Here is a 14,009-nt window from a genome sequence, read left to right on the forward strand (position 1 = left end):
CGCCCCGGCCTAACGGCTTGAAAGCCGTCGCGCCGCAAGGCCCAGCGCCGCGACGGTGAAGATGAGCGGGTACAGCTTCTCGAAGTACCACAGCTTGGCGAAGTAGAACCCGATCGGGCTCGCCTCGCGGAACCGGCCCGTCTCCACGGCGTCCACCAGCCACGCCAGCCCGCGCCCGACGGCTTCCGCGTCCGGCTCCAGATCGACCAGCACCTCGACCGCCACCGCCGTCTCCTCGACGCTCGACGGACACCCGGCCGCGCCGCCCCAGCCGCCGTCGGCGTTCTGAACGCTCCGCAGGTAAGTGACACCGCGTTGACACTCGGGGGCGTCGGCGCGGCCGAGGTCGCGGTATGCGGCGAGGACGCGGGCGGTGCCGTAGACGGGGTTGATGTCGTCCGGCGCGTGCTGGTTGCCGAACCACAGCGGCAGCCAGCTGCCGTCCGTCCCCTGGTGGTCGGACAGATAATGAACCCCGCACGCCAGCGCCATACACTCCCGCTTCTCGTACGGCGGGGATGGGGGCCGGATCGCGGCGATGGCCCGGATGGCGTGTGCGGTGAGGTCGGACCCGCTGCGGTCGAACGGGAGCTTTCCCCAGCCCCGGCAGAACGTCGGAAACCCCCAGTCAGAGTTCCACACACCGAGCATCCAGCGGACCCCGGAGCGCATCTCAGCGGTCACCTGACCCGTAAGGTGTTTCACTGCAAGCACCGCGCCCGGGGTGTCGTCGCAGTCAGGGACGCCGCCCGGGAGATCGGTCCAGGCCCAGCCGCCGGGGTCGGCGCCGGTGTACGGGTGACGCTCCGTGTACTGCTGATTCAGCAGCCAATTGTAAATCGCGTCGCGCGAGTCGAGCGCGTCCAGGTCGTCGGCCGCGGCCAGGGCGTTCACGCTCAGCGTCGTCACCCACGTCGCCAGGTTGGTGTCGATCGGCCAGCTGCCGTCAGGGCGAACGGAGGATACCAGGAAGCGGACGCCCTCCGTGACGACGGAAGAAACAGCCGGCTGACGCCGGCCGCTCGCCGTGCCCATCAGCGCCATCACCACGAAGCTCGTCAGTGGCGTCGCTTCGAGGTAGCCGCCGCTCGACGGCTGGATGCGGCGCAGCACCGCGAGGCTGCGGCCGCGCGCCAGCCAACGAACCACGTTCCGCAGCGGGTTCCACGACCGGCGGTTGGCGTGGACGCACTGGCCGATGGCGACCAGCGCCGGCAGCGCGTAGCTGACCACCGGCAGCCGGGCGAACCGGTACCAGCTCTGCGGCAGGCACGCCAGCTCGAACGGCAGCCGCGGCACCTCCGCCCACGGCACCAGCCCCGCCAGCGCGCACGCCATCAGGATCGGCACCGAGAACGTGCGGTCCGTCCCGTACCGCCGGCGGATCGCCTCGGCGCGCTCCGCCGGGGTGGTGCCGGCGTGCGCCGTCAGGTACGCCTCGACGCGGCGGAGGGTGTCGGGGAGGTCGGCCGCGACCAGCGCCAGGGCGGCGCGGCAGAGCATCGTCGTGGAGATGTTCGAGAACGACTTGGTGGTGTCGCCCCAGCCGCCGTCGGGGTTCTGGTGGTCGGCGAGCCAGCGGACGCCGCCGGCGACGAGGGCGCGGTGGGCGGGCGCGTCGGCGAGGTGCAGCGCCATCACCGCGGTGGCAGTCGAGAGGGCGGACGTGGACAGCTCGCCGACCCAGTGCCCGGCGGGGACGCGCTCAGCGAGGAGGGCGTCGCGGGCGGCGGCGTAGGCGGCGCGGAGGCGGGCGGGGTCGGTCATGCGTCGTCGTCGAGCGCTGGGCCGAGGTTGCGCTCCGCCCGTACGATCACCTGGATCTCGGAGGTCGTTCCGTCGAACACGTAGATGACCCGGAACGGCCCGACGATCCACTCCCGCAGCCCGTCATTCCCGCCATCCTCGACGGGGGCGCCGAGCTCGGGGGTGGATTCGATTCGGCCGACGGCCGCACGGATGCGGGCGGCCCACTTCCGGGCGGTAGCGGGCGAGGCTACCCGGCGGAGGCGGGTTACGACCCGGCGGAGGTCGGAGTTGGCCCGGTCGGTCCAGGTGACTCGAGCCATTCGTCCAACTCCTTCATCACCTGATCGTTCGTGTACACCCGGCCGGCGGCCGAATCGGCAGCCGCCTGTGCGAGCCGGAGCCGGAGGCCGACGAGATAGGCGATCTTCTCCCACGTCGCGTCGTCGGGAAGCTTCTGGATCAGCGCCAGGGCGGCGGCCTTCGCGGTGCTCATGCGGTCCTCCTCACCCCACTATAACCCGAGAGCGTCCAGGTCATCTACGAGCTTGTCCAGGTCGTCCTTCGGGGCCGCGGGGCGGTCGGCCTGGCGCTTCGCCAGCCCCACCGCCGCCCCCACCGCGCTCCGACCGTCGTTCAGCAGCTCGCGGTCGCGCTCGGCCACGGCCGTGTTCACCGCGTCGCCGGCGTCGCCGCCGAACAGCCGGCTCAGGTCGATCTTCAGCCCGCCGACGGCGCCCGTCTCGGCCCCCGCGATCGCCGCCGACTTGTACTCGGGGAAGATGATCGCCTGCTGCGGGCACACCCGGCTGCACGCCGGGCAGCCCTTCTTGCACTGGTCCTGGTTCTCCGTCACGATCCGTTCCAGGCTGTCCACCCCGTACACGCCGAACAGGCAGAAATCCAGGCACTCCAGGCAGTTCGTGCAGCGGCTGTAGTCGATCACCGGGTACCAGCGGCGGTTCGCCGGCGCCAGCAGCGCCTCGGGGGTGAATGCGGCGAACGCGGGCGGCACCTCGGGCGCCGGGTTCGACACCGCCAGCCCCAGTTGCAGGATCGCGGGGCTGTTGGCGGCCTTCTCCCGGGTCTTCGCGTCGCGGCGGTCGCGGCACTCGGCGGCGATGCGGCGCACCTCCGCCACGAACGGCTCGGCCCGGTTGGCGTCGCGCAGGTCGAGGGTGTAGATGTGCCGGTCCGGGAGCGTCCCCGCGGCGCCGATCGCCGCCGGCTTCTCGGCCGCGGGCTCGGCGGGGGTGTCGTCCTCGTCGTCGTCCGCGGGCGGCTTCAGCTGCGTCTCGCCGAAGTGGCCCTGGATGCCGTCGCGGTCGAGGAGCCAGAACGCGGCGCGGGGGTACAGCCAGCTCAGCACGACGAGGTCGCCGCGGACGGCGCCGAGGAACAGCCGGCCGGTGTGGTCCGGGCCGAGGTCGTACAGGTTCGGCACGACCGACACTTCGAGCCCGGGTTCCATCAAGAGCGCGGCGACGACACTCTCCTCGAGCGCGCGCTTGGCCGGGTGCTTCCCGGGTGCCTGGGAGACGACGACGGTCAGACGGGTCATGCGGACGGCTCCGGCGGCCGGAGGGGGGGTGGGCTCCCCACTAGTATAACGGACGCCGTCGCCCCGCAATCCCCAGAGGGTTCCCGATGCTCCGTCCGCTCGCCGCCGCCGCCCTGGTCGCCGCCGTCGTCGCCACCGCCGGGGCGCAGGACCCGCCGGCCAAGGCGAAGGGCGGCCCGCTGATCGGCCACATGGTGTACTTCAAGCTGAAGGACGGGTCGGCGGCCGGGCGGCAGAAGTTGGTGGACGCCTGCGACAAGTACCTGGCGGCGCACGACGGCGTGGTGTTCTACTCGGCCGGCCCGATCGCGGCGGAGTTCAAGCGGGACGTGAACGTGACGGACTGGGACGTGGCGCTGCACCTGGTGTTCGCCGACAAGGCCGCCCACGACCGCTACCAGGACCACCCCGACCACGTGAAGTTCATCGAGGAGAACAAGGCCGACTGGGCCGCGGTGCGGGTGTTCGACTCGGCGCTGAAGTCGGCCAAGGGCGGCAAGAAGGGCGCGAAAAAGGACGGGAAGTGATTCGGTCGCCGCTTGCGGCTTCGCGTCGCCCGGCGCGAAGCCGCAAGCGACGGAGTTGTGGCGACCGGCGACGGCGCCGGCGGGAGTGACCTTCCCGCCTGTGCCGAGCCTGCCGTCGGTCCGCGAAATCTCGGCGTTCTTGGAAGCGTTCTCCCAATTACGGACATTGCCACACATGATTAAGGTGGACGGCACGGGCCTGCTCAGCACCTCGTCGACGAGGTGCGGGTGGTGCCGGTAGGTGAAGCGCCGGGCTTGAGGCGAACCGGGGAAAGCTTGCCGGTCCGGCGGAGTCGGCGGGCGCACGGGAAGCCGAACCCGCGTGCCGAAACCGGGTGTCGCGTCCGGCGCAAGGGTGCCCGGTGGCGCGTCGGGGAAGTGCGAAGCGGGATTCGGCACACGGTTTCCTTCAAGCCGCGCGGGCTTGAGCGGATCGTGTGAACCCCGGGGCGGAAAACGGGTTCCGGCGACCGCGCGATTCGCCCGCCGCGCGCCTTCGGGGCGACTCGCCCGTCGGACGCGTCCGCGAAAAGGAACGTCACACGGGTGGCGGAAATCGGTGTCGAGTTCGTGGCGACTCCGACGATGAGAGGGGCGTAGAATGGGCCGCGGGTCACTGAACGGGTGAACCGTATCCCGGGCGGCGGAGCCGCTGAGGTAAGCCGCCCGTGCCGGACCGGGGGAGAACGGCCCCTGCCCGACACGCCGAACGACGGCCGCGACCCCCGCAACCGGGCCGCGGCCCCAGACGAGAGACCCATGCGAGACGCACCCCAGTGTAACTGGCGGCGGTGGCGGGTGGCACCGGTTGAGGGACCGGCCACCCCGTCGCCCGCCCCCCGGTTCGCCCGCCGGACGACCACCATGACCGCGACGTTGCCCGCCGACGGCATCCGCCACGACCTCGTAGCCCGCGTCCGGGCCGAGATCGCCGCCGGCACCTACGACACCGACGAGCGCTGGCTCGTCGCCGAAGAGGCGCTGATGCGCCGCGCTTCGGCGAAATGACGAATGACGAATGACGAATGACGAGGCTTTCGTCATTCGTCATTCGTCATTCGTCATTCGGCCGCGGCGGTTATAATGCCCCGGGTTGCCCCGCGGTCCCGGAGGCCGAGCCGTGTCGCTGCAGTCGGTGTCGGTGTCGCAGAGCCCGGAGGCGCGGTTCCGCGAGTACCTCGCCAGCCGGCCGGAGCCGAAGCGGTTCACCACCCAGCACCGCGAGCTGCTCGACCACATCTTCGCGCGGCACAAGCACTTCGACGCCAACGAACTCCTCGACGACCTGAAGGCCGCCGGCAGCGAGGTCAGCCGGGCGACCGTGTACCGCACCCTCACCCTGTTCGTGGACGCGGGCCTGCTGAAGCGGATCGAGGTCGGCAACCGCACCGTGTTCGACCACGACTACGGCTACCCGGCGCACGACCACTTCGTGTGCGAGGCGTGCGGCACGATGATCGAGTTCGCGCACCCGCGGCTGGACGAGGTGCTGAAGGAGGCCGCGGCCGCGAACCAGTTCCGGGCGACGGCGCACAGCCTGGTGATCCGCGGCACCTGCGCCGCCTGCGACCAGGCCCGCGCGGCGCGGCGGCGGCTGGTGATGTGACGGGTGTAATTGGTAATTTGTCAGTTGTAATTTGGGTGGCTTCCCGACCTGATAACGTGAATGGTGAACGGGTCAGGCGAACCCGGCGGGTGCCGACCAAATTGCAACTGACAAATTACCAATTGCAAAGCGGATGAACCGCACCCCGGTCCTGTTCCTGAACGTGCTGGTGGTCGCCACCTGCGGGCTCGTCTACGAGCTCCTCGCCGGCACCCTCGCCAGCTACCTCCTCGGCGACTCCGTCACGCAGTTCTCACTCGTCATCGGCATCTACCTGTCGGCGCTGGGCGTCGGCGCCTGGCTCAGCGGGTTCGTCGGCGACAACACCGCCCGCGTCTTCGTCGAGGTCGAGCTCGGCGTCGCGCTGATCGGCGGGGCCAGCGGGCCGCTGCTGTTCGTCGCCTACGGGCAGATCGGCGCCTTTCAGCTGTTCCTGTACGGCACCGTGTTCCTCATCGGCGTGCTGGTCGGCCTCGAACTGCCGCTGCTGATGCGGATCGTGAAGGACGAACTCGAGTTCAAGGAGCTGGTGGCGCGGGTGCTGGCGTTCGACTACCTCGGGGCGCTGTTCGCGTCGGTGCTGTTCCCCATCCTGCTGGTGCCGAAGCTCGGGTTGGTCCGCACGTCGCTGGTGTTCGGCATCCTGAACGCCGTCGTCGGCCTGTGGGCGACGTGGCTGCTGCTGCCGCTGCTGCCGCGCGGCGTGTTCGGCCTCCGCGCCCGCGGCGTTCTCGTCATCGCGCTCCTCACCATCGCGCTGGTGAAGGCCGACGCCCTCTCCACGTTCGCCGAGGCGCAGCTGTACACGGACGAGGTGGTGTACGCGAAGACGAGCCCGTACCAGCGCATCGTCGTGACCAACGGCCGGGCCGGGTTCAACCTGTACCTGAACGGCCACCTCCAGTTCGCGTCCGCCGACGAGTACCGCTATCACGAGGCGCTCGTCCACCCGCCGCTGGCGCTCCACGGCGCCCCGCGGCGCGTCCTCATCCTCGGCGGCGGCGACGGGCTGGCGCTCCGCGAGGTGCTGCGCTGGCCGAGTGTCACCGCGGTGACACTGGTCGATCTCGACCCCGCGATGACGGGCCTGTCCGACGCGTACCCGCCGCTGGCGCGGCTGAACGGCAACGCCTTCGCCGACCCGCGGGTGACGGTGGTGAACCGCGACGCCTTCCTGTGGGTGGACGAGCGCGACGAGCCCTACGACGCGGCGGTGGTGGACTTCCCGGACCCGTCGAACTACTCGGTGGGGAAGCTGTACACGACGCTGTTCTACCGCAAGCTGACGGCCCGGCTGGCGCCGGGGGCGGCGGTGTCGGTGCAGTGTACGTCGCCGCTGTTCGCACGGACCTCGTACTGGTGCGTGGTGCGGACGCTCGAAGCCGCGGGGTACGCGGTGCGGCCGTACCACGCGGCGGTGCCGTCGTTCGGGGTGTGGGGCTTCGCGCTGTGCCGCCGCGAGCCCTTCGCGGTGCCGACGACGGCGCCCGGCGGGCTGCGCTTCCTGACGCCGGCGGTGCTGCCGGGGCTGTTCGAGCTGCCGCCGGACCTGGGGCCGCTGCCTGTGGAGGTGAACCGGCTCGACAACCAGGTGCTCGTGCGCTACCACGAGACCGACTGGCGGACGTACGAGAAGTGACCGCGGCTCGGGGCTTCGCCGCTCGCGGCTTCGCGCTGCCTAGCGCCAAGCCGCGAGCGGCAACGTAACCACTCGCGTCACGGCCCCGCGGCGAAGTTGTAGCGGTACGCCGCCGCGCCCGGCGCCTCGGCCACCCGCCCGCCGCGGCCCAGCCCCTCGGCGTAGGCCGTCACCACCGACTCCTCGTTCTGGTGCCGGTGGCCAGGCCATTCACGGTGTGAGACTCACGGATTCCGGCTGACTTTCGCCTGACGGGTCTTCTTCCCCTCGTCGAGCAACCGGGCCGTGGAAACATGTGGGCTCTTGTCCTTGATCCGTCGGGTCGCCGTCCTCGTCGGCTTCCGGGGCGGCGCTTTCTTGATCCTCCCAAGGTCGACCTTGCCCGCCCACTCGCGGAGGTGGCCGGCCAACTCCGGGCTGGGCATCGGACCGAACGCCTCCCATTCCGACGCGGGCAGGGCGATCATCATCCCCGCGTACACCATCGCCCACTCCAGCGCCAGGTAATACCCCGACACCTCCTCCTGCACCTTCTTCTCACCATGCACCGCCCGCAGGGCCGCCTTCAGTACGGCCAGCACGTTGTACGCGGCCACCGCCACGCAGAACCCGAACAGCGCGGCCCTGGGGTACCCCAGGGTGTTCACCTCACAGTTCAAGGCGACTGTCAACTCGTGGAAGGCCCCCTCGATCTTCCACCGCTTGAGGTAGATCTCGGCCACCTTCTTGGCCGGCACCTTCGCCGGCAGGTTGGTCAGGATCTCCACCTCCGCGTCCCCGTCCGCGGTCGGCGCCCGCAGCCGCACCCGCACCTGCCGCAGGCGCACCAACCGCGCCCCACCCCAGCAGACCCAGACCCGCCGCTCGCCCACCCAGCCCCGGTCCGTCGCGACCTCGGCCCCGTACCCGGCTTCGGCCTCGACGCTCAGGTTCCCGTGGCGTCGGATGACGACGTAGGCCCGCCGGGCGGCCACCTCACACAGGAACTCCGCCGTGCAGAAGTTGCGGTCCGCGACCCACACGTCCCGCTCCCGCACCAGCGGCACAATCTGGTCGATCAGCGCCCGCTCCTGGGTGTGGGCGTCCTCGCACGGGACGATGTCGGTGACCAGCATCAGGGCCGGGTCGAGCACGACCAAACTCTGCCCGGGCAAGGGGCCGGCGGTGTGCCCCCGGGTGACGCCCAGCCGCCGCTGGGTGGCGGCCAGGTGGTTGCCGTCGAGGACCCGCACCCGGTAGCCCGGCAGCAGGCTCTTGCACCCCCCGCCCAGCGCGGTGATCAGCCCCTCGCACCGGCCCGACACGTGCGCGACCAGCCCCGCGGACACGCCCGTCTCGATGTTCCGGAGCTTGTCGTAGACGCACTTGAGGGTGACCGGGACGCGGTCCCGCAGGTGCCGGTAGGCGGCCTGGACGTGGAGGGCCTTGCCGCCGACCACCAGGGTCATCAGATCGACCGTCGTGGAGAACAGCAACTCCCGGGTGTACCCGCGCTCGGCGGTCCGGTCGAACAGCGCGTCGAGGGCCGAGGCCGAGAGGGCGTGCTCGATGGTCGCCCGGGACATCACGCTGAGCGGGCTCTCCTCTAGGAACCGCTCGAAGACCCCACCGAACAGCATGGGCGCGCCCTCTCCCTGGCTTGGCCAAGTCCCTGCCAGCGGACGGCTTACGACCGGGATGCGTCACCGTGAATGGCCTGGTGCCGGTGGCTGAACACCAGCCACACCCGCGCGGCCCCCTTCAGCTCCGCCAACTGCGTGCGGTACTCCAGGCGGTTCGCCCGGGCCTCGGTGCCGAGAGTCACGGCCTCGGCGGGGAACGGGTTGTCGCGGGTGTAGTGGAGGAACGCCGGCACCGCGCCGTAGTAGACGTACACCTTGTCGCCCGGCCGCAGTTCCGCCCGCACGGCGTCGAGCACGGGTCGCAACTGCTCCTCGCGCATCGGCCGCTTCGTCCCCTGGTACGCCTCCAGCGCCGGGGCCGCGACCAGTACGCCGAGCAGCGCCGCCGCCGCGAACGCCTGTTTCGGTCGCAGCGCCGCCGCGACCGCGTGGGCACCGTACCCCACGCCCAGAACCATCAACGGCACCAGGAACAGCAGCAGCCGGCCGGCGAACGGGTAGGCGTGCAGCCCGGACGCCAGCAGCGCCAACAGGCCCGGCAGCGCCACCGCCACGGCCACCGGCCAGCGGTCGCGCGCCAGGTTCCACAGGCCGACGGCGAAGAACACCGCCGCCAGCCCGCCGGCGCGGACCTCACTTCCCGCCAGCCCGCCGGGCATCGAGAACGGGCCGAAGTAGTGCTCGGCCAGCCACGCCAGGTCGCCCGCGTTCCGCGGCGGCAGCGGCAGGAAGTGGCCGGCCCAGTAGCCCATCAGGTAGTCGTTCCCGCGCAGGTGCCGGGTGAACAGCACGTAGCACGCCGCGAAGCTGACGAGCCACACCGCGGACGTGACCGCCGCGGCGAGGAAGCGACGCCGGTCGCGCTTCACCGCGGCGTCGGCCATCAGCGCGACGCCGATGCCGCCGAGGACGAACGCGGCCGGGTGCGAGCACCACACGGCGGCGGCGCCGGACGCCGCCAGCACGGCCCACCGGCGCGCGCCGCCGTGCCCGGTCAGCAGGCCGGCGGCGGCGGCGAACAGGCCGACGGTCAGCGCCGCGTCGGTGGCGTACTGCTTGCACTCGGCCGAGTAGCTGACCATCACCGGCGACAGCGCCAGCAGCGCGACCGCCAGCAGCGCCGCCGGCCGCGGCAGGAGCCGCGGCGCCACCCACGCCAGCCCCGCCAGCCCGAGCAGCGACGCGACGAACGGCAACAGCCGCAGCGCCCACTCGCTCGCGCCGAGTTGCGCGATGACGGCCTTCATCGCCAGCAGGAAGCCGACGGGGGCGCCCTGGTTCCAGTCGAGCGGCTTCAGCAGCCCGGCGGCGTCGCGCTCGACGAGGTTGAGCGCCAGCATCGACTCGTCGATCCACAGGTCGCGGCCGCCGCCGAGGGCCGCGGCGCGCAAGCCCACGCCGACGAGGAGCACGGCCGCGACCGCGGCGGGGCCGGTCCAGTTCGTGCGGCGGACGGGTGCGGGAACGGTGACGACGACCGGGGCGCGGACGGGGTCGAGGCGGTTGTGGACGGACGACGGGGCGGGTACGGCCTCGGTGGGTCGCATGTGCGGCGGCTCCGGGTGCGGCGGGCGGCCCGGGAGCGTATCACCGCGGCGCGCGGCCGGTCAACCCCGCTACTTGCCGCGCTTCAGGAACTCGCGCTCGATGAACGTCGTGTCCACCTCGCCGGCGATGAACTCGGGGCACTCGAAGATGCGGCGGTGGATCGGCAGCGTCGTGTGGATCCCCTCCACCACGAACTCCCGCAGCGCCCGCCGCATCACCGCGAACGCCTCGGCCCGCGTCGGCTGGTACACCAGCAGCTTCGCCACCATCGAGTCGTAGTTCGGCGGCACCCGGTAGCCGGTCACCACGTGCGTGTCGAGCCGCACGCCGGGGCCGCCCGGCGGCCGCCACGTCGTCACCACGCCGGGGCTCGGCTGGAAGTCCTTGTCCACGTTCTCGGCGTTCACCCGCACCTCGATCGCCGCCCCGCGGTGCACGATGTCCTTCTGCTCGAACGGCAGCTTCTCGCCGGCCGCGACGCGGATCTGCTCGCGGATCAGGTCCACGCCGGTGACGAGCTCCGTGACCGGGTGCTCGACCTGGATGCGGGCGTTCACCTCGATGAAGTAGAACTTGTGGTCGCGGTCCACGAGGAACTCGCAGGTGCCGGCCGAGTAGTACCCGGCGGCCTTCGCCAGCCGCACCGCCGACTCGCACATGGCGATGCGGACCTTGTCCGGCAGGTTCGGCGCCGGCGACTCCTCGACCAGCTTCTGGTGGCGGCGCTGCAGCGTGCAGTCGCGCTCGAACAGGTGGACGACGTTGCCGTGCTTGTCGCCGAGCAACTGCACCTCGACGTGCCGCGGGCGGTCCAGGTACTTCTCCAGGAAGACGCTGCCGTCCTTGAACGCCGCCTCGGCCTCGGTGCGGGCGGCCGACAGCCCCTTCACGAGGCCGTCGTCGTCCCACGCCTGCCGCATCCCCTTGCCGCCGCCGCCGGCCGACGCCTTGATGAGGACCGGGTAGCCGACCTTGCGGGCGAAGTCGAGCGCCTCCTTCTCGGACTCGACGAGCCCGTCGCTGCCGGGCACCGTCGGCACGTTCGCGGCCTTGGCCACTTCCTTCGAGCGGGCCTTGTCGCCGAGCTTGTTCATGGCCTCGGCGGACGGGCCGATGAACTCGAAGCCGTTCTCGCGGCACATCTGCGCGAACCGGCTGTTCTCGCTGAGGAAGCCGAACCCGGGGTGGATGGCGTCGGCGTCCACGCCCTCGGCCGCGGCGATGATGCGCGGCATCTTCAGGTAGCTCTCGGTGGCGACGGCCGGGCCGATGCACACCGCCTGGTCGGCGAGCTTGAGGTAGGGGGCGTCCTTGTCGGCCTCGGAGTAGACGACGGCGACCTCGACCCCGAGGTCGCGGCAGGCGCGGATCACGCGGAGGGCGATCTCACCCCGGTTGGCGACGAGCACTTTGCGGAACATGAAGGGGGCGTCCTCGGGGGGCCGGCGAGCGGCCCGCGTGAGCGGGCTGTTGCGGAGGCGCATGGTGGCGGGGAGGAACAGCCCGCTCACGCGGGCCGCTCGCCGCCCTCACCCCGGGTCCACCCGGAACAGGACGGTGTTGAAGTCCACGAAGTCCTCGTTCTTGGCGACGACCTCGGTGACGGTGCCGCTGACGCCGGCCTTGATCTCGTTGTTCACCTTCATGGCCATGACGATGCAGACGGTGGTGTCCGGGGTGACCCGGCTGCCGACCTTCACGAACTCCGGCTTGTCCGGCGCCGGGCGGGTGTAGAACGTGCCGATCAGCTCCGACTTGATCTCCAGCCCCTTCTTGGCGGCGGGGGCGGCGTGCGGCGGCGGGCTCGCGGGGGCGTGAGCCGCCGGGGCGGGGGCCGGCGCGTGGGCGGCGTGGACCGGCGCCGCGACCATCACCGGCGCGTCGCCGCCCTTGCGGAGGCGGATGCGCTGGTCGGCTTCCTTCAGGTCGATCTCGCTGAGCTCGTGTTCCGACATCAGCTTGAGCAAGTATTCGACGGTCTTCACGTCGAACGGCCGGGGGGCGTCCCGTTTGTCGTCGGCCACAGCGGACCCTCGTCAGGCGACCCCCCGGAGGGCCGGGGGTGAGAGGGAGTGTTTTAGGTGCGGGGGTGCAGAGGTGAAGGGGCCGGGTCGTAGAACGAGCCTGGCCCGCAATTTGCCTTCGGCCCGTCACCCATGACCCTCGCCCCTCCCGACCTCGCCGTCGTCGCCGCGTACCTCGTCGGCATGACGCTCTTCGGCGTCTGGTTCACGACGGCGCAGAAAGACCTGCGCACCTACTTCGTCGGCGACCGCGACGTGGGCTGGGTGCTCGTGCTGGTGTCGATCGTGGCGACGGAGACGAGCGCCGTCACCTTTCTGAGCGTGCCGGGGCTGGCGTTCAAGCCGGACGGCGGCGACCTGACGTTCCTGCAACTGGCGTTCGGCTACGTCGTCGGCCGGGTGCTGGTGGCGTGGCTACTGCTGCCGCAGTACATGAGCGGCGACCTGTTCAGCGCCTACGAGGTACTCAAGCAGCGCTTCGGCCCCGGCGTGCAGCGCGTGGCGAGCGGCCTGTTCCTCGTCACCCGCACCGTCGCCGACGGCCTGCGCCTGTACCTCACGGCGCTGCTGCTGCAATACGTCGATCTGGGCCGGTTCATCGGCGTGGAATGGGGCGTGGGGCCGGCGATCGTGACGGTCGGCGTGGTGACGGTGGTGTACACGTACCTCGGCGGCATGAAGGCGGTGATCTGGACCGACCTGATTCAATTCGTGGTGAAGGTGGCCGGGGCGGCGCTGGCCGGCGTCTTCGTGCTGAAGCTGCTGCCGGGCGGGTGGGACGAGTTCGTGAGCGCCGGCGCCGCGGCGGGCAAGTTCAAGCTGATCGAGCCCGCGTTCGACCGCACGGTGGCCTTCAACATCTGGGCCGGCGTCATCGGCGGGGCCGTGTTTTCGATGGCGAGCCACGGCGCCGACCAGCTGATGGTGCAGCGCTACCTGTGCGCCCGCTCGCTGGGCCAGGCCCGGCTGGCGCTGGTGCTGAGCGGCTTCACCGTGCTGGTGCAGTTCCTCCTCTTCCTGTTGGTCGGCGTCGGGCTGTTCGTCCTGATGCGGGCCGACCTGTTCCCGGAGGCGGTGGGGCGGCGGCCGGACGAGGTGTTCGGCCTGTTCATCGTGACGCGGCTGCCGACGGGCGTGGCCGGGGTGCTGGTGGCGGCGGTTCTAGCGGCGGCGATGAGCACGCTGTCGTCGTCGCTGAACAGCTCGGCGAACGCGGTGGTGACGGACTTCGTGCGGCCGCTGCGGCCGAACCGGTCGGAGCGCGAGAACGTGCTTCTGTCGCGGCTGCTGACGGCGGTGTGGGGCGTGGCCCAAATGGCTGTGGCGTTCGCGGCGTACCGGCTGAACGAGGACAAGAGCGTCGTCGAGCGGGTGCTGGCGGTGGCGGGCTTCACGACGGGGCTGCTGCTGGGGCTGTTCCTGTTGGGGAGCCTGAAGAAGCCGCCGCGGTCGGGTGCGGCGCTGGTCGGGATGCTGTGCGGGTTCGCCGCAGTGCTGGCCGCGTGGCTGCCGTCGGTGTGGGGGCCGCCGGTGCTGGCGTGGCCGTGGTTCGCGCCGCTCGGCGCGGGGACGACGGTGCTCGTGGCGCTCGGGTTGGAATGGGTGACGGCGGAATGACGAACCCGTGACGGCCTCGCCCCGGGATTCATCCGCCCTTCATCCTCCATCCTGCATCCTTCCCCGAGGCGGCACGTCGGTTGCTTCCCCGTGGCGGCATTCGGACCAACACGCTACCA

The 14,009-nt window shown here is 71.2% G+C and carries 14 protein-coding genes; 6 read left to right on the forward strand and 8 right to left on the reverse strand.

Going from position 1 to position 14,009, the window contains the following annotated elements; all coding sequences use genetic code 11:
- Positions 1–9: 9 nt before the first annotated feature.
- From ETAA1_RS03195 to ETAA1_RS03210, 4 genes are read right to left on the reverse strand one after another with little or no spacing between them, the layout of a single operon-like run.
- Entirely contained in the window at positions 10–1,767 is a 1,758-nt protein-coding gene (locus tag ETAA1_RS03195) for a prenyltransferase/squalene oxidase repeat-containing protein (RefSeq protein WP_145234251.1), read from the reverse strand.
- The gene (locus ETAA1_RS03200) at positions 1,764–2,069 is read right to left on the reverse strand and encodes a type II toxin-antitoxin system RelE/ParE family toxin (RefSeq protein WP_145234253.1); all 306 of its coding nucleotides are present in this window, start codon (positions 2,067–2,069) and stop codon (positions 1,764–1,766) included. Before ETAA1_RS03200 ends, ETAA1_RS03195 begins: the two co-directional genes overlap by 4 nt.
- Positions 2,015–2,242 (reverse strand): hypothetical protein, encoded by a 228-nt coding sequence (locus tag ETAA1_RS03205; protein ID WP_145234254.1) that lies wholly within the window; start codon positions 2,240–2,242, stop codon positions 2,015–2,017. Before ETAA1_RS03205 ends, ETAA1_RS03200 begins: the two co-directional genes overlap by 55 nt.
- Positions 2,243–2,260: 18 nt before the next feature.
- Positions 2,261–3,307 (reverse strand): ATP-binding protein, encoded by a 1,047-nt coding sequence (locus ETAA1_RS03210; protein WP_145234256.1) that lies wholly within the window; start codon positions 3,305–3,307, stop codon positions 2,261–2,263.
- An 86-nt stretch (positions 3,308–3,393) separates the two neighbouring features.
- Here ETAA1_RS03210 and ETAA1_RS03215 point away from each other — a divergent pair, with 86 nt between their 5' ends.
- The 5 genes from ETAA1_RS03215 (at position 3,394) to ETAA1_RS03235 (ending at position 7,079) form a co-directional block, all read left to right on the forward strand.
- Positions 3,394–3,834: a Dabb family protein gene (locus ETAA1_RS03215; protein ID WP_202920628.1), complete on the forward strand. Its 441-nt coding sequence runs from the start codon at positions 3,394–3,396 to the stop codon at positions 3,832–3,834.
- Between the two features lie 55 nt (positions 3,835–3,889).
- A complete protein-coding gene (locus ETAA1_RS33730) occupies positions 3,890–4,075 on the forward strand; it encodes an endonuclease V (RefSeq protein ID WP_145234258.1) in 186 nt (61 codons plus the stop codon).
- Positions 4,076–4,698: 623 nt separating this feature from the next.
- Positions 4,699–4,842 (forward strand): flagellar biosynthesis anti-sigma factor FlgM, encoded by a 144-nt coding sequence (locus tag ETAA1_RS31425; protein WP_202920629.1) that lies wholly within the window; start codon positions 4,699–4,701, stop codon positions 4,840–4,842.
- 112 nt (positions 4,843–4,954) lie between these two features.
- Positions 4,955–5,440, forward strand: coding sequence for a Fur family transcriptional regulator (locus tag ETAA1_RS03230; RefSeq protein ID WP_145234262.1), 486 nt, complete (start codon positions 4,955–4,957; stop codon positions 5,438–5,440).
- Between the two features lie 133 nt (positions 5,441–5,573).
- Positions 5,574–7,079 carry a polyamine aminopropyltransferase gene (locus tag ETAA1_RS03235; RefSeq protein WP_145234264.1) on the forward strand — a complete coding sequence of 502 codons (1,506 nt, stop codon included), beginning with the start codon at positions 5,574–5,576 and terminating at the stop codon, positions 7,077–7,079.
- 224 nt (positions 7,080–7,303) lie between these two features.
- Here the strand turns inward: ETAA1_RS03235 and ETAA1_RS03240 are convergent, their stop codons facing one another.
- The 4 genes from ETAA1_RS03240 to ETAA1_RS03255 all read right to left on the reverse strand — a co-directional run bounded on the left by ETAA1_RS03240 (position 7,304) and on the right by ETAA1_RS03255 (position 12,273).
- A complete protein-coding gene (locus ETAA1_RS03240) occupies positions 7,304–8,698 on the reverse strand; it encodes a transposase (protein WP_145233609.1) in 1,395 nt (464 codons plus the stop codon).
- 47 nt (positions 8,699–8,745) lie between these two features.
- Positions 8,746–10,248, reverse strand: coding sequence for a glycosyltransferase family 39 protein (locus ETAA1_RS03245; protein ID WP_145234265.1), 1,503 nt, complete (start codon positions 10,246–10,248; stop codon positions 8,746–8,748).
- 69 nt (positions 10,249–10,317) lie between these two features.
- Complete coding sequence (gene accC, locus ETAA1_RS03250) at positions 10,318–11,670, reverse strand: acetyl-CoA carboxylase biotin carboxylase subunit (protein ID WP_145244555.1); 1,353 nt, start codon at positions 11,668–11,670, stop codon at positions 10,318–10,320.
- A gap of 108 nt (positions 11,671–11,778) precedes the next feature.
- Positions 11,779–12,273: an acetyl-CoA carboxylase biotin carboxyl carrier protein gene (locus ETAA1_RS03255; protein ID WP_238389361.1), complete on the reverse strand. Its 495-nt coding sequence runs from the start codon at positions 12,271–12,273 to the stop codon at positions 11,779–11,781.
- 132 nt (positions 12,274–12,405) lie between these two features.
- Here ETAA1_RS03255 and ETAA1_RS03260 point away from each other — a divergent pair, with 132 nt between their 5' ends.
- Positions 12,406–13,890, forward strand: coding sequence for a sodium:solute symporter family transporter (locus tag ETAA1_RS03260; protein ID WP_145234266.1), 1,485 nt, complete (start codon positions 12,406–12,408; stop codon positions 13,888–13,890).
- The last annotated feature ends 119 nt before the right edge of the window (positions 13,891–14,009 follow it).

This window comes from Urbifossiella limnaea (assembly GCF_007747215.1).
Lineage (GTDB): Bacteria > Planctomycetota > Planctomycetia > Gemmatales > Gemmataceae > Urbifossiella > Urbifossiella limnaea.